Genomic DNA, 19,596 nt, shown 5'->3' on the forward strand with positions numbered 1-19,596 from the left:
TTGCTGTTTATGTAAGGCTTTTCCTGTTTTCCCGACTAAAAGGAAAAGATGACAGAGAAGAATGCTTATCATGTTGCCCCGTTATTTTTAAGGCTAGTAATCGGTTTTGGAGCTATGCAGCACGGCTGGGCAAAGCTGTCGCGCGGTCCGGCGGGTTTTGAAAAATTGCTGATCTATTTAGACATCCCATTTCACCACCTTGCCTCGTTAGCGGTCCCTTATATCGAACTTTTGTGCGGCCTCGCAATATTGCTGGGGGCATTTACCAGGTGGGTTTCGGTACCGCTCATCTGCACTATGCTGGTAGCCATGTTCACCATTCATATAAATTATGGATTTAGCTCCATCAAAACGATAGGTTTGACAGCCAATGGTCCTTTGTTTGGTCCACCGGGATACGAGATCAATTTATTATATATCGCAGGTTTAATATCGCTGATGCTTACCGGCGCAGGTATGTTGTCTGTTGATATCTACCGAACCAAAAAAACTATATCCGATTGGTCGCTATGAAAATATCCATTGCTGCCGAAACAGATTATGAGGAATTAGTCACTATCTGGGAGGCTTCCGTCCGGGCGACCCATAGCTTTTTGCCCGAAGAAGAGATATTATATTTTAAACCGTTTGTAAAGCAATATTTCGACTCGGTAGATTTGTACCTGGTCAGGCCGGATAATAGGATATCAGGCTTTTTGGGCATGAGCGGCCACGAGGTGCAAATGTTGTTTTTACGCCCGGATGCCCGGGGAAAGGGTATAGGGAGATCGTTGATGGAGTTTGCAATAAACGATCGCGGCGCAACCAGGGTTGAAGTTAACGAGCAGAACGAGCAGGCCGTGGGTTTCTATCAGCACCTTGGTTTTAAAGTTTGCGACAGATCGGAAGTTGATTACCTGGGGAAACCATACCCGATATTGTCGATGGAATTAATTTAAGATCACATCCCTACATCCATTCCAGCTTCGAAACGTCGAAGCCAAGCGCAGTTGCTTTGGCAAGGAAACGGCCCTTAATGTCCTCGGGCATTGAGTTTTCCCGCGAGATGATCCACAGGTAATCCAAACTATTTCCCGAAACCATGGCGTATTTATAGGTCGCGTCTACATCCAGCACATTATAATCCAGGTAAATAGGCAGGTAATAGGACACCTTTAGCTTGCCCCGGGTATCCGGGCCAATAAACTTAGCCCTGCCATCGGCTTCCACGGGCTTGTTTTTGTCGAAATTGTAAGCGCGGGTTACTACCTTAATGGTTCCGTCGTCGTTCAACGAATATTCCTCGGTCAGGTTTTTCAGGTTCTTTTCGATCCGGTTTGGCAAGCGGGCTATTTCATTCCACAGCCCCATATATTTATGTTTATCAAAAGGCTGTACAATAGCGCCATTGGGAATCTTGCTTTTTGGCCAAAGCGCATAAGCCAGCCCGGCTATTCCTACACCGGCTGCCGCCGCTATGATCCATTTTTCCTTCTTCATAATTATAATAAACGGTCAGAATCGTTTTTGTTTATAAACGCATATTTTTATCGGAATATGCGCCGGCTATAAAATTGGGGCCGATGGCTACAATAAATACAAAAATGGTAAAAATTACTGTTCCTTTTTTAACGCAGCGCAAACGAAATGCCTAATAATTAGAGGTAATGTTTCAATTTATAAATTTTGATCTTTATATTTGATTACCACTTATTAAAACCATTGAAAACATGAAAAAGTATTTATTATCTGCCGCTGTAGTTCTTGCCATGTGTGCCACTTTTGGATTCAAGGTTGACGGCAGTCACCTGAAAGGTTACATTGACGATTCGCACTGTGCGGGCAGCAAAACGCCTATGTGCACACCGGCAACCCGGGCGCATTGTGCGCAGGAATGCATGAAAGGCGGGGCTTCAGCCGTATTGGTTGTAGGCGACAAAATTTACAAGATAGCTAACCAAAAAGCTGTTTTGAAGTATGCCGGCAAAAATGTAACTGTAGATGGCACCGTTACTGACGATACCATCCAGGTTACCAAGATCACAGAAACAAAGTCCTGAGCATTTTTATTGCCTTTCAAGATTTTAAGCCCCGGATGTAACATTCGGGGCTTTTTTTGAACAGTCCGCTTAATTCTTCTTCGCGTTTGAAAAGATTTTTCGATATTTATCAATGCCTTTTTCTTGTCGCACTTTACTCACTTTATTTGCTATTGTTACAGTAAGCACTGTTTTTGCAAAAGATCGTTCGGATACAACGGTTAAGAGATCGATAATTTTACCCGCTCACAATTATTTTGAAAGTGTCAATAAAATAAGAAAGATACAGGAGGGTATACGGGCAATTCGTGCTGATAGTACCGCCTATGGGGTACATCTTATAATTGACGGTGTAAAGAATGCATTTGCAATAAGCAAAATAGACAGGTTAATGAGCTACAATGAAATGGAGTTCATGAGCCTGGAAGAACTGATTGATAACGGAAAGTTGTCGCCGCGAGAAAAACAGCTCGGGCTTGAGGTGAACAAAATGATCTTCCAAAATAGAATTCTCCCGGCTAAAAGAGACGTGGAATCTCTTTTTAAGGGAGTACCAAATACAGTGTTCGTAAGGCGGATGCGCCTGATGATGCACAGCGATGATGACAACCGGCAAATAATGACCCTCCTTACAAGTTTACTAAGCGAACAGCCTCAATTACTTTCGCTTAACATTCTACAGGCTGAATTGTATTTCCGGCACAAAAGATATTTGGAGGCTATTAAATACTGTAATAAGGCTACAGAAATATGGCCGGCATATGCTTACGCTTACAACCTTAAAGGAAGATGCGAAGGAATATTGGAACAATACGATCAGGAAGTGGAAGACGAGGGGAAAGCAATAACCTACTTTCGAAACTATCCTGATGCGCATTATTATAAGGCTTCAGCGTATGAAAGCCTGGACAAATATCAATTGGCAATCACCGATTATAGGGTTGTTAGCCAAATGGTTCCGGATTACGAATATACGAATTATGGGCTGGCCCGTTGCTATAAATTGCTCGACAAGCGTGACAGCGCTTTATATTATTCAAATCTGTACATTGCCCAGGATCCCAACGATGGCGACGGCTATGACCTAAAGGGCGATATTTATTATAATAATGACGACTACCCCGCTGCATTAGAATGCTATAGTCAGGCAATCAAATTACAACCGGAAAAAGCAATTAATTACGAGGATAGAGGTAACGCTTATTTTTATTCGAAAAATATTGATACTGCCCTGCTGGATTTTAAAAAAGCTTCAGAACTCGATAAAAAGAATTCTTATTCATTAAAAAGGGCGGGCGACTGCTACTACGAAAAGAAGGACTATCTAAACGCAATACTTTATCATCAAAAAGCACTCAAGGTTGACCCAAAGTATAAAGAAGCGTTGATGGGGATTGATTATTGCTACGATGCCCTGGGTGAGCACCAGTTGGCAGTCGAAATCTGCAAAAAAGCATTAGCCATAGATAGTACATATAGTAATGCCTTGGGCGATTTGGGATGGGAGTATTATTGCACAGGCCATTTCGATGATTGTATTAAATACTCATACATGTGCCTTAAATATGACGAAACAGCTACTTATGCCATGTTTAATATTGCACTTGCAACATTACGCAAAGGAGATTTTGAGGCATCTAAAGAGTTATACCAGCATTTTTTAGCTTTATCCAGGGAAAAAAACTATGAAATGACAGGTGGGGCGGTCACAGATCTTCGCGACCTGATCAAAGCTCAAATTGAAACTGAGCACGCCAAATCTATTATAAAAGAAGTATTTGAGGAAAACCCATAGTGTTCTTTAAAAGCAAAGGCGGACTCGCGCCCACCTTTGCTGAAATTTAATTTAACGTAGTACTTATAGATTGCTATTAGAGTAGCCTTATTTTAATATCCACATCGTACCGTTGATGTCATCGTTGCCGCTATACTGGCTTTGCAATGCCGAATTGTAATTGGTTGCGTTGGCAGTCCGCTCGCTTGATGGGTATTGGAAACGTATGGCGATACGTTGACCGTTGCCGGTACCCGGGCCGGTTGTGAAGGCCGGTACGCCGGTACGCCGGTAAGTAAAGTAAGATTCCAACCCCGAGTGGCGGAACAACGCCAGGTACCGTTGCTGCAATATCTGGGTAAGGCCGGTAGCGCCACCTGCATATTTTACAGAAGGCTGCGCATAATAGGTTGCCCAATCGGTATTTATCGTAAACGTGTCGTAGTTGCCGGTGTTGGTAACGTCGGTTGATCCCGGGCGATAAAAATAGGCAGTGAACGAACCTGTTGTTGGTATGCTGTATGAGGCCATGGATGCCTGTATGCCATTAACGTAATGGGTTTCGGCATTGCCGGCTACCCAACCGCGATTGATGCCCTCTGCGATATTGAACTCTTGCTCTGCATAGCCTATCTGGATGCTTGGCTCGCCGGTAAAGGTTGAGTAATAATACTTCCTGTTGATGAATGAGTATAAGCCCAAACCTGCATTGGCGTACATAATACCCAGATCCAGGCCCGGATCGGCACCGATGAACGAGTTAAAATCCGTTGCGCTTTGGTGCAGGTCGTCTACATAATGACGGGCAGGCTCTGCAGTTACATAAACCCGCGGGTCTTTTAAAGTAGTGAGCAGTTTAATATAGGTTTGCGACGAATTCTGCCTTGAACCATTCTGGCCAAAGTTATTGGGGTTCATCGGGTAGTAATTTGTCGGTGAAACAAAAGTGTATTGCAGGTTATCAGCTGCGCTTGCCATCAGGGGATATTTGGAAGGATTAGTTACTATGGCGGAAAATGCCCCAGGTAAATTTAGGTCGGCATCAGCTGACTGCTTGCTTAACTCGAGTAATAGCCTTAAATGGAACGCATTTACAACTTTTTGCCATTTGGTCAAGTCGCCGTTAAAGAAAATATCACCGCCTGCAGAATTTCCCCCTGCGGCTATCAGTGTAGTCAAATCGGTATTGGCGCTTTCAAGCCATGCCAAGCATTGGATCATTACTGTTTTTTGCGCGTCGTATTTAGGGTTCAGATTGTCCAGGCCCTTCAGTGCTTCGGTCATGGGTATATCACCTTCCTCCAGGCTCATTTTGCTGAAGAAGTAAGCCCGGAAGAATTTTCCAAGGGCGCTATAGGGGTTTACCTCAGGCTGACCGGCCGCTACAGCCTGCTGTTCCATCAGGATTACGTTTTTTAGTGTATTGTAATAATTATCGCCCGAACCAAAATCATAAGTATTGTTGCCATAGTAATTATAATTATAAATAAAGTACTGGCAGTAGATCTCGGCAGAGTTATCCGGAAAATCCACCATGCTGTTTGCAATACCATTGAAAAGCAATGAGGCTGGCACACTTTGGGGTACATTCGGGTTTTTGGTCAGGTCCTCGTAACTCTTTTTACAGCTGCTTACCGTCAGCAGCATCAGGGCCGGCAGTAAGTACATTTTGAATATTTTTTTCATGATCATTATCCAATTAAAATTAGAATGAAGCTTTTAAGTTAACGCCATAACTTCTCACCGTTGGCGATTGCAAGCCGGTAAGTGTTGTGCGCGAATTAGCATACTGGTCAAGGTCCACATCCTTAAAGTGAGGATCTTTATAGAAGTAGAGCAGGTTGCGGCCGTATACCGAAGCGGAAACTTTCGATATGAATGTTCCCTGCAGCCATTTTTTCGGGAAGTCGAAAGCAACGGTTACTTCACGAAGCTTTGTATAGGTTTTGCTCATCAAGTAAGCCTCCGAAACGTTATAGTATTCGCTGGCATACTCCTGTACAAACGCTGGTGTTTGGTTAGTGGCATACTGCAATGCGCCGTAGTTTAATACAGCTCCGGTTTTGGAGTCGTAGTTTGGAGCAACGCCATTTGATATTTGTACTCCCTGTCCTACGTAACTTCCTTTATAATTGGCATCAGGCTGCTGATTGTTGGCAGGGAAATGCAACCAATCCTGGTAACGGGCAGCTCCTAAAGCTCCTTCAGCTGTTAAAGCGTTAGCCCCGCCGCGCATGGTTTTGTTAAATACATAATCCCGTGTAACGCCGCCAACCGAGCCATCAAACTGGAAACCTAAGCTCCAGTTTTTGTAATGTACATTGTTGTAGATGCTCCAGGTATAGTTCGGATCAAGGTGGCCCAGGTATTGTGGTACCGGGTTAACCAATGGTTCGCCATTGGTACCATTGATGATCCTGCCGTCGGGTGTGCGTACAAAGGCGCTGCCGTAAAACTTGTCCACGCGGTCGCCCTTCTGGAAAAAGGTATTGTAAACGCCCTGGCCCGGAGGCAATTCAAGGTAAACTTCCTTGTAAGTCGACCAGTTAACCAAAACATTCCAGGAAAATCCGCCCATGTCCTTTATAGGCACGCCGCTTAACGAAAGTTCATAACCTGTTTTCTTTGTTTTTAATGCGTTTATGAATTCGTCGGTATAACCTGTTGCGGTCGATATCGGGTTATCCAAAATCCGCGGTCCGTCGATGTATTGGAAAGCTGTGCCGCTTAATCCCAGCCGATTTTGCAGGAATTTAATATCAAAGCCCTCTTCATAGTTTACACGGGTCGAGGTTTTGATGTTTTGCTCGAACAATGAGTTGGGACCATAACCGGCGGTTTGATTATTGTAAGGCTTGCCTGTTGAATAAGAGGAAAGCAACGAGTAATCGGGGCCGTTATAAGGCGAATTGTAAGTAGTACCATAGCCCAGCGGGTTATCAAACAATGAAGGGCCTGTGCTGCCGCCATAAGCTGTAATGGTGCTGAATGGAGCAGGGCCTATAGTTGAGCTGGTAGCGTCGGAACGTATGTTAGCATACGAGAACCTGGCCTTCAGGAACGATATGAAATCGGGCAGTTTAACATAGTCCGAGATCACGGTAGCTGCCGAAACGCTTGGGTAATAATAGGTAGCTACGTTTTGCAGGGCCGACGAGTGCTCCAAACGGAAAGTGCCAGATATAGTAGCATATTTACCGAAGGATGCATCTAATGAACCAAACACGCTCAACTGGCGTTCGGCCGAGTTGAAGCTGGTTGCCTGTATCGGGTTTTTCGAGTTGCTGAAAGCATAAACCCCGGGTACGTTCAGGTAGTCGGTAGATACCCAGCTCGAATTGTATTTAAAACTGCGCAGGTTACCGCCCACCAAACCTGAAAGGTTCAGAAAGTTTTTGACAGTGTAGTCGTAGTTTAATGTCAACAAGGTATTGTTCTCAAACAGGTCGCGGCGATCTTCGCGGTAGTCGCCCTGGTTACCTTCACGCCCGTAAGGGTGTGCCGAGTAGGGCAGGTCTTCCGTACGTAACAGGTTATAAGTACTGATCTGGTTTTTCAGTGTTACGTTCAAGTGATTATCGATCTTGTAGTTACCCGAGATATAGCCGTAAGTATCATTTTTGTAATGCCCGCGGGTCCAGATCTTGGTCAGGAACCAGGGGTTATGATAACGGGTATATTCTTCAAATACCTGTTGCGTGCCTACTTTACCCGGCTGCCATATACCTTTTATATCAGGTGCGTTTACGTCCCAGTCGGCGCCTGTCCATATAGCCATGTTATAGATAATACTATTCGGACCGTACTGAACATCCGGAAAGTCATCGGTGCTTTGCCTGTTAAAATCAACGCTTGCCTCAAATTTCAGCCGCGAAGTCGGGTTGAACGAAGCGTAAAAGTTAACGTTGGCAACATCCAGGTACTGAGACGGGATATAACTGTTCTGATGTTGCTGCGATACCGATAAACGGGTAGTGTAAGTATCGCCGTTCGCGGTTAAAGCTATGTCATTATTGGTTTGAAAGCCGGTGCGAAGGAAGTTCGCAAGGTTGTTTGCACCCCTGGCGGTCCATGGCGTACCCTGGCGAACGCCGTTCACTATCGGGCTGTCATATTGGGGTATCAGCTGGCCGTTAAAATACGGGCCCCATACGTCGTAATCACTATCCACACCGCCTGGTGCACCGCCCCTGCCGTCAACAAACTGGTAGTAGGTGTTTTCACCCGGCCCGAATTTGTTTTGAATACGCGGAAATGCAAGAAACCCTTTATTGATCACTGTGCTACTGTTGATATCAACGGTCAACCCTTTTTTATTAGCGGTTCCTTTTTTGGTTGTGATCAGGATAGCGCCGTATTGAGCGCGGCTACCATACAGCGCAGCCGCAGCCGGACCCTTCAACACGGTGTAAGTGTCAATATCGTCAGGGCTAAGGTCGAAAGTGTCCGAGTTGACAGGCAGACCATCAACCACATACAGCGAAACCGTGTTACCACGTATGGTAACGTTCGGTACACCAAGCAATTCTGACGTCGCGCCAACCGATAAACCGGCCACTTTACCTATCAGTCCGTTGATGGGATTGGGGTCGCGGGCCGTAGTCAGATCTTCGCCTTTAACGGTTTGCGTGGCATATCCCAGGCGCCGTGTTTCCTTTTTAACACCGAGGGCCGTCACAACTACTTCATTTAATGCCTTGGTGTCGTCAGCAAGTACAACATTATAGTTGGCCTGGTCGCCAACGGTAACTTCCTTCGGCACGTACCCAAGAAAATTGAAAGAAAGTACCTGCCCCTTTTCAACGGTAAACAAAAACCGCCCGTTAAGGTCGGTTACCGTTCCTTTTGTTGTTCCCTTCAGCGTAACGCTTACGCCGGGCAGCGGTTGTTTGTTTGCGTCGGTTACCGTACCGCCGATCTTGATTTGCCCGAACACGATGGCCGGGGACAGACATAATAACAATGCCGTTATCAGTGTCCGTAAGTGAATGTAAAGCTGCTTCATTTGCTTAAACTAATTGATGAGAGAGGTTGGAATTTCATGCAGCAATACTAAACTTAGTTTATTATTAGTAAACTAAGTTTGTATTAAGGAAAGCTTAAGCTTGCGTACAACAGAAGTTAAGAAGAGTGGATTTTGTAACCGCAGAGTTACAATCGACTTACAATTCGTTAATATTCAGGCAATAATAGGAATTAGTTGTTTTTGTACAAATGACTTATTGCCAGTAGCTTCAGATGAGATATGTCGGGTACGGGTTTATTAGTTTCCTTGGCCTTATCATCCCAGTATCTCAGGCGTATGAATAACTCGGCATCAGGATTTTGTTCAAAATCTACCGCTTCCTGTTCAGTCATCCGGCCGCCCTGGAACTCAAGCGTAGCTTTGCTTGCATCCGACAGTTTATTATAATATTCGGGGTACTTATAAGTAAGGTATCTTTTGGCAACTACGTGGCTTTGTACCATGCTGGCAACTCTTTCCGAGAAACCTTTGTTGCGCAAATAATCAGCGCCGAGTTTTTCATGGTCCATCATACCAAAGCCGTTCATGCTCGCGGCGTCTTTGTCACTCACGCACAGGTGGCCAATGTCATGGAAAAATGCAGCTAATACCACTTCATCTTCAAAACCCTCTTCTTCGGCCAGCACCGCCGCCTGCGACATGTGCTCGAGCTGCGATACAGGTTCGCCAATGTAATCTTCGTTGCCATGTTTTTCATAAAGGGCAAAAACTTCATCCACTATGGGCTCGGGGTTAAATACGGGTTTTGTCATGGTAATAACGCTTTAGACAAATGAAAGAATTAGATATTAGGAAATCATTAAATCATCGTAACATATTCGCAATGTTTAATGCATTATTAAAACATAACATTGATTTAATGCAAGATGTTTAAATCTTAAATTTATTTGTGACGCCGATTTTACCGGATGCGATTATATTTATAATTTGTAAAGCACTAACGCGATACAACCAACGTTAAACCTGTCTATGGAAGATGACATACTGATACAGATCAGTAACCGTATAAAAGAACGCCGCCGCGATAAAAATATTACTGTTCAGGAACTTGCCAGCCAGGCAAATGTGAGTAAAGGACTGATCTCACAGATCGAAAACAGCCGTACCATTCCATCGCTGATGGTGCTGATAGACATCATCAGGGCGCTGGAGATAGACTTGAACGAATTTTTTAAAGATATCCGCACACCCGGCCAGCAGTCGCCGATACTCATCATGCGGAAAAACGAATACGAATATTTTGAAAAGGAACACACGAGCGGCTTTAGCTACCGCCGCATCCTGACAAAGTTTGTCGACCACTCCACCATCGATATTGTGTTGCTCGAACTGGAGCCCAATGCTACCCGCCCATTGGTAGAAACCGATGCTTACGAATATAAATACATGCTTTCAGGCAAAGTGGAATACCAGTTCAACGACGAAAAGATACACCTTGAACAGGGCGATTCCATGTTATTCGACGGCCGCATACCCCACACGCCAATAAACACAGGCGACGGCCCGGCCAGTATGCTGGTGGTTTATTTTTTTGAGGAGAAAAAGTGACTTTTGTGATTGGTGATCAGTTAATGGGTGATTAGGAAGTTAACAAGAACTAATCACCGTTTAACAAATCACCTCCCCCACTAATAACAAAACTTTAACATAAATTTGGTTTGATATTAATAAACTAAGTTTAGTATTGCTCAACAAAATCTGACCCTACTATGTCCATTAAATTAGTTGTTTTCGATATAGCCGGCACTACGGTTAAGGATGATCACAATGTAAGCAAGGCTTTCCAGGCGGCGCTGAAAATGTATAACTACGAGATACCGCTCGAAATGATAAACCCTTTAATGGGTTACGAAAAGAACCAGGCCATTACGCAAATGCTGCATTTGCACGAACCGGATGAATCAAAAATAACGCCGGAACTTGTTAATGAGATCCACCGCGAATTTGTAAAACAGATGATCTGGTTTTACCAGAATGAACCCGGCATCGAACCTTTGCCGAACGTTGAGGAAACCTTTGCCGAACTACATAATCAAGGTGTGCTTGTTGGCGTTAATACCGGTTTTTCAAAGGATATTGCCGAGACAGTTATCAACCGCCTGCAATGGCGCGAAAAGGGATTGATCGATTACCTGGTCGGGTCGGACGAGGTTGAATTAGGCCGCCCGCATCCTTTTATGATACAAAAGATGATGTACGAAGCAGGTATAACCGATCCGCAGGAAGTAGCCAAGGTTGGCGATACCGAGGTGGATATGCGCGAAGGGTTGAACACCGGTTGTAAATATGTTATCGGTGTCACCACCGGCATATTCACCGGCAAGGAACTGGAGGAATACCAGCCAACCCATATCATTGACGATATTGCTGAAGTGATCACCATCATCAATCAATAATACCAATGGAAAAGCTGCGGGCAAAGGTGGCTAAATGGCCGTACGGACTGGTTTCGCTGATGGCGGCAATTTCGTCGTTTGGCGCCTACACTTGTATGTATGCTTTTCGCAAAGCTTATGCAGCCGGCACTTTTAACGGCCTGCAATATTTGCATATTGACTATAAAGTTTGGCTGGTTATCGCTCAGATCATCGGCTATACGCTAAGCAAGTTCTACGGCATCAAATTTATATCCGAGCTAAAACCCGGCCAGCGTGCAAAAAGTATTTTGCTATTGATAGGTATAGCCTGGCTGGCATTGCTGCTTTTTGCCGTTGTCCCTGCTCCTTATAATATCATATTCCTGTTCATCAACGGTTTCCCGCTGGGCTTGATATGGGGTTTGGTCTTTGGCTATCTGGAAGGCAGGAAATCAACCGAATTTATGGCAGCTGTACTTTCCATCAGCCTGATATTTGCATCCGGGTTTGTTAAAACCGTGGCCCGAACACTGATGAGTTCATTTCATATTAACGAATTCAACATGCCCGTCATAACCGGTGCCTTATTTGTAGTACCGCTGGTTTTATTTGTGTTCCTGCTCGAACTGATGCCGCCACCCACACCAGAAGACATAAGGCTGCGTACAAAGCGTTTGCCTATGGATGCTGCCGAACGAAAAAGCTTTCTGCAGCGTTTCCTGCCGGGCATTATTCTTACACTGATCATCTATGTATTGCTGACCATCATGCGGGACGTGAGGGATAATTTTGAGGTAGAGATCTGGGCCGGGCTGGGCGTTAAGGACAATACGATATACACTAAGATCGATACCATTATATCGGTAGCGGTATTGATAGCCATGAGTTTGCTCATTCTCGTTCGCAAAAACCTAAAAGCGTTTGCACTCATCCATATTATGATCATCGCCGGTTGCGTGCTTATTGGCATTGGTACAGTGCTATTTGCCCTGGGGCTGATCGGCCCGATGGTTTGGATGACCTTAGCAGGCCTCGGCCTGTATATGGGTTACGTGCCTTACAACGCAGTTTTTTTCGAAAGGCTTTTGGCCTCGTTCCACTACAAGGGCAACGTAGGTTTTCTTATTTACGTGGCCGATTCAATGGGCTATCTCGGAAGTATCAGCGTGCTGCTTGTAAAAGAACTTGGCCACCCGGGCGTTAGCTGGGGCGAATTTTTCAGGGATAGCGTGCTGGCTGTAGCAGTGATTGGCGGTATTTGCGCAACTTTATCTTTAATGTATTTCCTTCGCACCGCGCGCAGGCAGGGCAGGGAATTTGAAGACCAACAAATGAATATTTTAACAGTATGAAAAATTCGTCGGCCATAGTGATCGGTGCGGGCATTGTTGGACTGGCTACAGCGCGGGCGCTGGCTTTGCGGGGTTACCGGGTAACGGTTTTTGAGCGGAACGAAAGAGCCGTTGGGGCATCTATTCGCAATTTCGGCATGATATGGCCAATCGGACAAGCTACTGGTCCGCTTTTTGAACGGGCAATGTTATCGCGCAGTATATGGAAAGAGGTTTGCACTGAAGCCGATATTTGGCACGATGAAGTTGGGTCGATGCACCTGGCTTATCATGATGATGAATTACAGGCGATAAAAGAATATGTTAAGGTAAACGAACAATACCGTGATTGTGCCTTGCTTACCCCCGCGCAGGCGCTTGAACGATCGCCGGCTGTTAATCCGGCCGGATTAAAGGGCGCCTTGTGGAGCGGAGAGGAAATGATCGTCGAGTCAAGAGTGGCCATCGGGCAGGTGGCACAATACCTGGCCGATAAATATGATGTCCAATTTTATTGGAACACGGCTATCAGCCAGGTTGAATATCCAAAAGCTTTTTCCGGCAAAAAAAGCTGGGAAGCCGATGAAATATTTGTTTGCAGCGGGGCTGATTTTGAAACGCTTTATCCCGAATTATTTTTAGAAACCAATATCACCAAATGCAAGTTGCAAATGATGCGCCTGGTTGCGCAGCCCGACGGCTGGCGCATAGGTCCGGCGCTTTGCGGCGGGCTATCCATGATACATTACCCTGGCTTTAAAGCCGCAGCATCGTTACCCCAATTGCGGAAACGTTACGAGGAACAATACCCGGAATACTTAAATTGGGGTATCCATGTGATGGTATCACAAAACGGCGGCGGGGAATTGACCATCGGCGACTCGCATGAGTACGGACTGGTGCATGACCCGTTCGATAAGGAATTTATTAACCGGATGATAACGGATTACTTACATACTTTTGCCAATTTTAAGGACTGGCGGCTGATGCAATCGTGGCACGGCATTTATCCTAAAATGATGGATGGCCGTACCGAATTGATATTGGGGCCCGAAGCGGGCGTAACCATCATCAATGGCATAGGCGGCAACGGGATGACATTATCCTTTGGATTGTGTGAGGAGTATATTGGCAACCGATAGTTATGTGCAAATGTGCTGATGTGCAGATATGCAAATGATAATTAAAAATTTAATAATTAAGCGAATCTGCACATCTGCATATTTGCACATTTGAAATTAACACTATGAGCGACTCAAGAAGAGATTTCCTTAAAAAAGCGGCCCTGCTGGCCGGTGCTACAGGCATGGCTAATCTGATACCTGCTTCCATACAAAAAGCAATGGCTATAAACGCCCCTGTAGGCAGCACCTATATGGATGCTGAACACATTGTGATACTGATGCAGGAAAACCGCTCGTTCGATCACACTTATGGCACCTTGAAAGGGGTACGTGGCTTTAATGATCCGCGCGCGATTAACCTGCCAAATGGCAATTTGGTTTGGCTGCAGTCCAACGCCGAAGGGGAGACTTATGCGCCGTTTCATCTCGATATCAAAAATACGAAAGCAACCTGGATGAGCTCGCTGCCGCATTCGTGGCAAAACCAGGTAAACGCGCGTAACGATGGCAAGTTCGACCAGTGGCTGAACGAGAAAAAGAATGGCATCAAAGAATACAGCCACATGCCATTGACGCTGGGTTATCATAACCGCGAAGACATCCCCTTTTATTATGCGCTAGCGGACGCGTTTACCGTGTGCGATCAGAATTTCTGTTCCTCGTTAACGGGTACTAACCCCAACAGGCTCTATTTTTGGACAGGAACGATACGTGAAGAACAAAATGAACACTCAAAGGCCAATGTCTGGAACGAAGATATGGATTATGGCACCCTGAAATGGACCACTTTTCCTGAACGTTTGGAGGAATTAGGCATATCCTGGAAATGCTACCAGAATGAAGTGGCTATTGATACCGGCTTTGATGGTGAGGAGGACCCCTGGCTATCGAATTTCCAGGACAATCCCTTAGAGTTTTTTGCACAGTATAACATCCACCTGCACCCAAAACATATCGAGGCGCTGGAAAAACGGTCGGCCCAATTGCCTGCAATGATCACCGGCCTGCAAAAGGAAATTGATGCCCTGCCGGCAGGCGATGCACATATCGACCATTTGAAACACCAGTTGAAGGAATTGGAGGAGTACCTGGAAAGTGTGAAGAAAGAGAAGGATACCTATAAGGCCGGACAGTTTGATAAATTGTCAGATCACGAAAAAAGTTTACATAATAAGGCTTTCAGTACCAATGTGAATGACCCCGACCACCGCCTGCTTACTACGTTAACGTATGACGACGACGGCACAAAGCGCGAAGTACAGGTGCCAAAAGGCGATGTGCTGCACCAGTTCAGGGAGGATGTAAAGAATGGTCATTTGCCAACAGTGTCGTGGCTTACAGCGCCCGAACATTTCAGCGATCACCCCAGCTCGGCCTGGTATGGTGCGTGGTATTTGTCGGAAGTGATCGATATATTGACCCACAATCCCGAAGTGTGGAAGAAAACCATTTTCATCTTAACTTATGATGAGAACGACGGGTATTTCGACCATGTGCCGCCATTTGTTGCACCGCATTCGCACAAAGACGGTACCGGTAAAGTATCTGAAGGTATGGATACGCGCGTTGAGTTTGTTACCCTTGACCAGGAACAGGACCGCAAGGATTTTCCGATACATTATGACCGCGAAAGCGCTATAGGTTTGGGCTACCGCGTGCCGATGGTTATCGCATCGCCGTGGAGTAAAGGCGGTTTTGTTAATTCAGAAGTGTTCGATCATACGTCGACCTTGCAATTCCTCGAGCATTTCCTCTCCAGGAAAACAGGAACGAAAGTGGCTGAGCCTAATATCAGCGATTGGCGAAGGGTTGTTTGCGGCGATCTTACTTCGGTTTTCAGGCCTTATAATGGCGAGGAGATTGCCAGTCCTGAATTTTTAAAAAGGGACGAGGTTGTGGAAGGCATACATAAAGCTCAATTCAAAAAATTGCCTTCAGATTATAAGCTGTTAGGGAAAGACGAAGTTGCTGCTATTAATAAAGCGCCACATAGTGCACCCTACATGGCGCGCCAGGAAAAGGGGATCAAGCCATCATGTGCGCTGCCCTATGAACTTTATGCCGACGGAAAATTAAGCACGGATAAAAATTCATTTGAGATCAACTTTGCGGCGGGAAATAAGGTGTTTGGCGAGAAAGCCATTGGAGCCCCCTTTAATGTTTATGCCCCGGGCCGTTATCAGAAGCGAGACGGTTCCGGTTTCGAAAATGTCCGCACCTGGTCGTACGGTTTAACCGCCGGGGACAGTATGGCAGATAACTGGCCGCTGGATGAGTTCGAAGATAAAAATTATCATCTGCGGGTTTACGGGCCTAACGGGTTTTACCGGGGTTTCATGGGCAATGCACAGGATCCGGATGTACACATTGGTTTCGGTTATCAAGGCATACCAGGCACTAAGAAACTAACTGGTAATGTGGAATTATCATTGTTAAGCACAAGTAATAAACCTCAAACCATCACCATCACCGACCATTCTTATAAAACAAATAACCAGGCCAAAACGCTGCCGGCATCGGGTAAAGCCAGCCTGGTATTGAACCTCGAAAAAAGCTTTGGCTGGTACGATTTCAGCGTAAAGATCGCCGGCCATGGAAATTTTGAAAGACGATATGCGGGTCGTGTTGAGACGGGAAAAGCCAGTTACAGCGACCCCTTTATGGGCCGGGTAATATGAGTTAATTGTCTTTTATGCGTTAGTGTCCTTCTAGAGTTTTACCGGTCAGCTATCAAATTTATTTGATAGCTGACCTTGTACAATTTCAGTAAAAGCCTTATCATCGTGAACTGAATCGAATATCAGCCTTTTCACAATGAACCTTAGAAAGATTAATATCCCCTTTATATCTGTATTCCTCATTTTTTTTATGGGTCAAAGCTGCTCGTCGCCAAAACCGGGGGTATATACTAACGACCAGATACCTGCAGGAAAAAGATCCGATTTCCATGAATTGAATACTCAACTGTTCGATGGCCTTAAAGCGAACGACCCGAAAAGTTTGTCGCTTATCTTCTCACAGGACATGATTGACAGGCATTATACCCTGAAACAAGTGGAAACAATCAGCAATCATATTAAAGAAGGCGCTTATACCTTAATGGATGAATATTACCTGGTAAATAAACGAAAGGGGAATGATACCATTAAAGTGACCGGCAGAAATATTAATGATCACAACCTGGTAATTGACGCGGAAACACCCGAGATGTATTTGGCTTTATTCGGCCAAAGATCGATCCCTAACCAATGGATGGTGTCGGTTATTTACTGTAAGCTGAGCTACGGATGGAAAGTAGTATTAATGGATATCAACCCGTACACAAAAAGCGGAAAAACGTCTCCTGAACTTTACGAACTTGCCAAAGAAAAATATGCTAAACATTATCTGGTTGATGCGCTTAACCTGATGGATCTTTCGCACGATTGCTCGGAGCCTTTCCAGGGTTGGATAAACCCGGAGGTTGCCGCCGGGAACAAATTCTACACCAGCCTGCTGAACGAGGCTAACGAAAAATACCGGTTTCCGCTTGTGATTAAACAGGTGCCGACCCAGCCGAAAGTATTCCGGATGGCCACACAAACCACACCCGAAGGAGTATTTCCAATGATCTATTATTATTCAAAAGTGAAGCTAAGCGATGTGGCCGGCATAAAAAAAGAAAATGAAGCAGTCAGAAACGTGATAGGAACCATCATGCCCGGTATCGATAAGGACAAGCATTATGTCTTCTACAGCGTATTTAACAAACGGCCCAACTCGTACGAATCGGTAGACCGGTATGAGGTGACTGACACTTTAAAATAATCCCAAACCCTGAACGCATTCGCTGAATTTTAAAACCGCCCTGTTCCTGAATTCGTAATTACGTAATAGTACGTCATTGAATGTTTAAACAACTGATTTGTAACAGGTTATTGCCAGCACTTGCAGTAGACTATTTACCCCGGTTTGGGTAAAAACAGAAACATAATTTCTCATTAAGAAATTTATTCTTTTAGAAATAATTTATTTATACCCTAAAATAAACAAGATGACCGGTTCAATACTCTTTAAGGTTGTGAAATTTCTTTTAAATTAAATTGGAACTATTATTGATATGAAACCGGGAATTAAAAACAAGGCTGTCAATTATTAACAAAAATTTAATTTTTAAACCTGTATGGCAAAACTTTACTTACGTCGTGGCTTGCTGCCGGCAATAATGGTTGCAATAATTTTTTCATCCTGTCATAAGGATAATACCAAAATAGAACCAATAAATGTTTCACCCGCCGCCCGCAGCTATTCGAGCAAGCAGTTACAGGACTATTTCACGCTGATGTGTACCTTAACCAAAAGCACCAAAGGGTTTTACCCTCCCCAGGCCGCAAGGGCCTACGGCTATGTGGGCATAGCAGCCTACGAATCGGTACGCGGGGGTATTCCAGGCGCCGCAAGCCTTTACGGGCAATTGAATGGATTAACGCCTGTTCCTACTGCTAATTCGGCTGTGCAATATAATTGGGCCATAAGCTCGAACGCGGCAATTGCCGATATGATGCGCGATATGTTCGACTTGAATCTTACGACGATAACGAAAGGAAAAATCGATAGTTCGGAACAAGCTAACCTGGCTGCTTTATCGGCCGGAGTTAGCCAGGACGTTGTAGACCGTTCTGTACAATTTGGTAAAAGCGTGAGCGCCGCCATTTATGAGGCTTCAAAAACCGACGGCGGCCATCAATCTTATCTTGACGCGTTTCAGTTACCTTACACGCTGCCTGCAGGCGATTTTTGCTGGGTGGCCACCAATCCGGCCGTACCCAACCCGATCAGTCCCAAATGGGGTACAAACAGGCCATTTTTATCGGCCAATGTTAACAATGTAACGCCACCTGCCCACACCACCTTTTCGGCCGACGCAAGTTCTGCATTTTATGCAAATGCCATGGGCGTTTACAACCAGGTGAAGAACAATAGTGCAGAACAGGTTGAAATAGCAAAATTTTGGGCGGACGATCCGTTTAATACCTGTACCCCTGCAGGACATACTTTCAATATTTTGGTTCAGCTGTTAAAGGAAAACAATGCAACGCTCGAAAAAGCTTCGGTAGCCTTTGCTAAACTTTCAATTGCCGAAAATGATGCTTTTATAAGCTGCTGGAAGTGTAAATACCAGTACAACCTGATAAGGCCGGTAAGTTATATTAAGAAATATATCGACCCAACCTTTGCCACTGTTATCGGCACGCCGGCATTTCCGTCGTACAGCAGCGGGCATGCGTATGAATCGGGCGCCGGATCAATGGTGTTCATCAATATGTTTACAAACGGCAACGGCAATTACGATTTTACCGACTACAGCCAGTTGCAGTATGGTTTCCCCTCACGCCATTACAGCAATTTCACAGATATGGCATTGGAATGCGCTAATTCGCGTTTTTATGGCGGTATCCATTATAATGAAGATAACCTGGAAGGGCTTAAAATGGGCCAGGAAGTAGGTGATAATGTGAATAAATTAATTGTTTGGCCCGCTAACCTGAAATAGAATACTGATGAGGCTATTATTTTGCTGCCTGGTAGTGGTGGTAATGTCGTGTAATAATCCAGCGCCGAAAAATACAGGTAAAGATGGCAGGCTTGATCGCCTGGCCGACCGGTCGTGCAGGGCGATTTCCATTCGCCAGCAACGTTTTGCCCTGGCAAATCAGATCAGGTTTGCAACGGACACACTGGCAACCCTAAAAGGGAAAAACGATACGATGCGGCTTCATAACGAATTGCAGATCTGCTTACGGCAAAAAGATTCGCTGTTAAAAGCAAGCCTGGCACTTGCCGACACGATCAGGATGCAGCTGGATTCGATGATGCCTTATTCAGACAAGGCAGCTCAAAAACAATTTACCGCAAAACTGGATAGCACTTTGAAAGCCAGGGGATGCGAGGTTACAACACGGGAGGATAATATCCGGCACTAAAAT

Annotated in this window: 16 protein-coding genes; 12 read left to right on the top strand and 4 right to left on the bottom strand. The window is 45.1% G+C overall.

Going from position 1 to position 19,596, the window contains the following annotated elements; genetic code table 11:
* Positions 1–48 precede the first annotated feature (48 nt).
* Positions 49–513 (top strand): DoxX family protein, encoded by a 465-nt coding sequence (locus VL525_RS15460; RefSeq protein ID WP_325387937.1) that lies wholly within the window; start codon positions 49–51, stop codon positions 511–513.
* Positions 510–938 carry a GNAT family N-acetyltransferase gene (locus VL525_RS15465; RefSeq protein WP_325387938.1) on the top strand — a complete coding sequence of 143 codons (429 nt, stop codon included), beginning with the start codon at positions 510–512 and terminating at the stop codon, positions 936–938. The genes VL525_RS15460 and VL525_RS15465 overlap by 4 nt, the downstream gene beginning before the upstream one ends.
* Positions 939–948: 10 nt before the next feature.
* Here VL525_RS15465 and VL525_RS15470 read toward each other — a convergent pair whose 3' ends face one another.
* On the bottom strand, positions 949–1,479 hold the full coding sequence (locus tag VL525_RS15470) for a lipocalin family protein (protein WP_325387939.1): 531 nt from the start codon (positions 1,477–1,479) through the stop codon (positions 949–951).
* Positions 1,480–1,709: 230 nt separating this feature from the next.
* Here VL525_RS15470 and VL525_RS15475 point away from each other — a divergent pair, with 230 nt between their 5' ends.
* The gene (locus tag VL525_RS15475; RefSeq protein ID WP_325387940.1) at positions 1,710–2,039 is read left to right on the top strand and encodes a hypothetical protein; all 330 of its coding nucleotides are present in this window, start codon (positions 1,710–1,712) and stop codon (positions 2,037–2,039) included.
* Positions 2,040–2,433: 394 nt separating this feature from the next.
* Entirely contained in the window at positions 2,434–3,813 is a 1,380-nt protein-coding gene (locus VL525_RS15480; protein WP_325387941.1) for a tetratricopeptide repeat protein, read from the top strand.
* Positions 3,814–3,900: 87 nt separating this feature from the next.
* On the opposite strand, the gene VL525_RS15485 is transcribed toward VL525_RS15480, so the two are convergent.
* The 3 genes from VL525_RS15485 to VL525_RS15495 all read right to left on the bottom strand — a co-directional run bounded on the left by VL525_RS15485 (position 3,901) and on the right by VL525_RS15495 (position 9,570).
* Positions 3,901–5,478, bottom strand: coding sequence for a SusD/RagB family nutrient-binding outer membrane lipoprotein (locus VL525_RS15485; RefSeq protein WP_325387942.1), 1,578 nt, complete (start codon positions 5,476–5,478; stop codon positions 3,901–3,903).
* A 19-nt stretch (positions 5,479–5,497) separates the two neighbouring features.
* A complete protein-coding gene (locus VL525_RS15490; protein WP_325387943.1) occupies positions 5,498–8,797 on the bottom strand; it encodes a SusC/RagA family TonB-linked outer membrane protein in 3,300 nt (1,099 codons plus the stop codon).
* Between the two features lie 191 nt (positions 8,798–8,988).
* The gene (locus tag VL525_RS15495; RefSeq protein ID WP_325387944.1) at positions 8,989–9,570 is read right to left on the bottom strand and encodes a phosphonate degradation HD-domain oxygenase; all 582 of its coding nucleotides are present in this window, start codon (positions 9,568–9,570) and stop codon (positions 8,989–8,991) included.
* A gap of 217 nt (positions 9,571–9,787) precedes the next feature.
* Between VL525_RS15495 and VL525_RS15500 the strand changes: the two genes are divergently transcribed.
* The 8 genes from VL525_RS15500 to VL525_RS15535 all read left to right on the top strand — a co-directional run bounded on the left by VL525_RS15500 (position 9,788) and on the right by VL525_RS15535 (position 19,593).
* Positions 9,788–10,366: an XRE family transcriptional regulator gene (locus VL525_RS15500; protein ID WP_325387945.1), complete on the top strand. Its 579-nt coding sequence runs from the start codon at positions 9,788–9,790 to the stop codon at positions 10,364–10,366.
* A gap of 161 nt (positions 10,367–10,527) precedes the next feature.
* Positions 10,528–11,214: an HAD hydrolase-like protein gene (locus VL525_RS15505; protein ID WP_325387946.1), complete on the top strand. Its 687-nt coding sequence runs from the start codon at positions 10,528–10,530 to the stop codon at positions 11,212–11,214.
* 5 nt (positions 11,215–11,219) lie between these two features.
* The gene (locus VL525_RS15510) at positions 11,220–12,527 is read left to right on the top strand and encodes a DUF5690 family protein (RefSeq protein WP_325387947.1); all 1,308 of its coding nucleotides are present in this window, start codon (positions 11,220–11,222) and stop codon (positions 12,525–12,527) included.
* Entirely contained in the window at positions 12,524–13,648 is a 1,125-nt protein-coding gene (locus VL525_RS15515; protein ID WP_325387948.1) for a TIGR03364 family FAD-dependent oxidoreductase, read from the top strand. Before VL525_RS15510 ends, VL525_RS15515 begins: the two co-directional genes overlap by 4 nt.
* 104 nt (positions 13,649–13,752) lie before the next feature.
* Positions 13,753–16,308, top strand: a complete 2,556-nt coding sequence (locus tag VL525_RS15520) for a phosphocholine-specific phospholipase C (RefSeq protein ID WP_325387949.1) — start codon at positions 13,753–13,755, stop codon at positions 16,306–16,308.
* 136 nt (positions 16,309–16,444) lie between these two features.
* Positions 16,445–17,437 carry a hypothetical protein gene (locus VL525_RS15525; RefSeq protein WP_325387950.1) on the top strand — a complete coding sequence of 331 codons (993 nt, stop codon included), beginning with the start codon at positions 16,445–16,447 and terminating at the stop codon, positions 17,435–17,437.
* A gap of 355 nt (positions 17,438–17,792) precedes the next feature.
* Positions 17,793–19,163 carry a vanadium-dependent haloperoxidase gene (locus tag VL525_RS15530; protein WP_325387951.1) on the top strand — a complete coding sequence of 457 codons (1,371 nt, stop codon included), beginning with the start codon at positions 17,793–17,795 and terminating at the stop codon, positions 19,161–19,163.
* Between the two features lie 7 nt (positions 19,164–19,170).
* The gene (locus tag VL525_RS15535) at positions 19,171–19,593 is read left to right on the top strand and encodes a hypothetical protein (RefSeq protein ID WP_325387952.1); all 423 of its coding nucleotides are present in this window, start codon (positions 19,171–19,173) and stop codon (positions 19,591–19,593) included.
* Positions 19,594–19,596 lie beyond the last annotated feature (3 nt).

Origin of the sequence: Mucilaginibacter sp. (assembly GCF_035492695.1) — a bacterium.
Classification (GTDB): domain Bacteria; phylum Bacteroidota; class Bacteroidia; order Sphingobacteriales; family Sphingobacteriaceae; genus Mucilaginibacter.

Bases quoted from the DNA above. Each gene is read 5' to 3' on its own strand.
- VL525_RS15515 (WP_325387948.1), top strand. From the start codon at position 12,524: ATGAAAAATTCGTCGGCCATAGTGATCGGTGCGGGCATTGTTGGACTG.
- VL525_RS15525 (WP_325387950.1), top strand. From the start codon at position 16,445: ATGAACCTTAGAAAGATTAATATCCCCTTTATATCTGTATTCCTCATT.
- VL525_RS15475 (WP_325387940.1), top strand. From the start codon at position 1,710: ATGAAAAAGTATTTATTATCTGCCGCTGTAGTTCTTGCCATGTGTGCC.
- VL525_RS15495 (WP_325387944.1), bottom strand. From the start codon at position 9,570: ATGACAAAACCCGTATTTAACCCCGAGCCCATAGTGGATGAAGTTTTT.
- VL525_RS15520 (WP_325387949.1), top strand. From the start codon at position 13,753: ATGAGCGACTCAAGAAGAGATTTCCTTAAAAAAGCGGCCCTGCTGGCC.
- VL525_RS15470 (WP_325387939.1), bottom strand. From the start codon at position 1,479: ATGAAGAAGGAAAAATGGATCATAGCGGCGGCAGCCGGTGTAGGAATA.
- VL525_RS15530 (WP_325387951.1), top strand. From the start codon at position 17,793: ATGGCAAAACTTTACTTACGTCGTGGCTTGCTGCCGGCAATAATGGTT.
- VL525_RS15485 (WP_325387942.1), bottom strand. From the start codon at position 5,478: ATGAAAAAAATATTCAAAATGTACTTACTGCCGGCCCTGATGCTGCTG.
- VL525_RS15490 (WP_325387943.1), bottom strand. From the start codon at position 8,797: ATGAAGCAGCTTTACATTCACTTACGGACACTGATAACGGCATTGTTA.
- VL525_RS15480 (WP_325387941.1), top strand. From the start codon at position 2,434: ATGAGCCTGGAAGAACTGATTGATAACGGAAAGTTGTCGCCGCGAGAA.
- VL525_RS15500 (WP_325387945.1), top strand. From the start codon at position 9,788: ATGGAAGATGACATACTGATACAGATCAGTAACCGTATAAAAGAACGC.
- VL525_RS15510 (WP_325387947.1), top strand. From the start codon at position 11,220: ATGGAAAAGCTGCGGGCAAAGGTGGCTAAATGGCCGTACGGACTGGTT.
- VL525_RS15505 (WP_325387946.1), top strand. From the start codon at position 10,528: ATGTCCATTAAATTAGTTGTTTTCGATATAGCCGGCACTACGGTTAAG.
- VL525_RS15535 (WP_325387952.1), top strand. From the start codon at position 19,171: ATGAGGCTATTATTTTGCTGCCTGGTAGTGGTGGTAATGTCGTGTAAT.
- VL525_RS15465 (WP_325387938.1), top strand. From the start codon at position 510: ATGAAAATATCCATTGCTGCCGAAACAGATTATGAGGAATTAGTCACT.
- VL525_RS15460 (WP_325387937.1), top strand. From the start codon at position 49: ATGACAGAGAAGAATGCTTATCATGTTGCCCCGTTATTTTTAAGGCTA.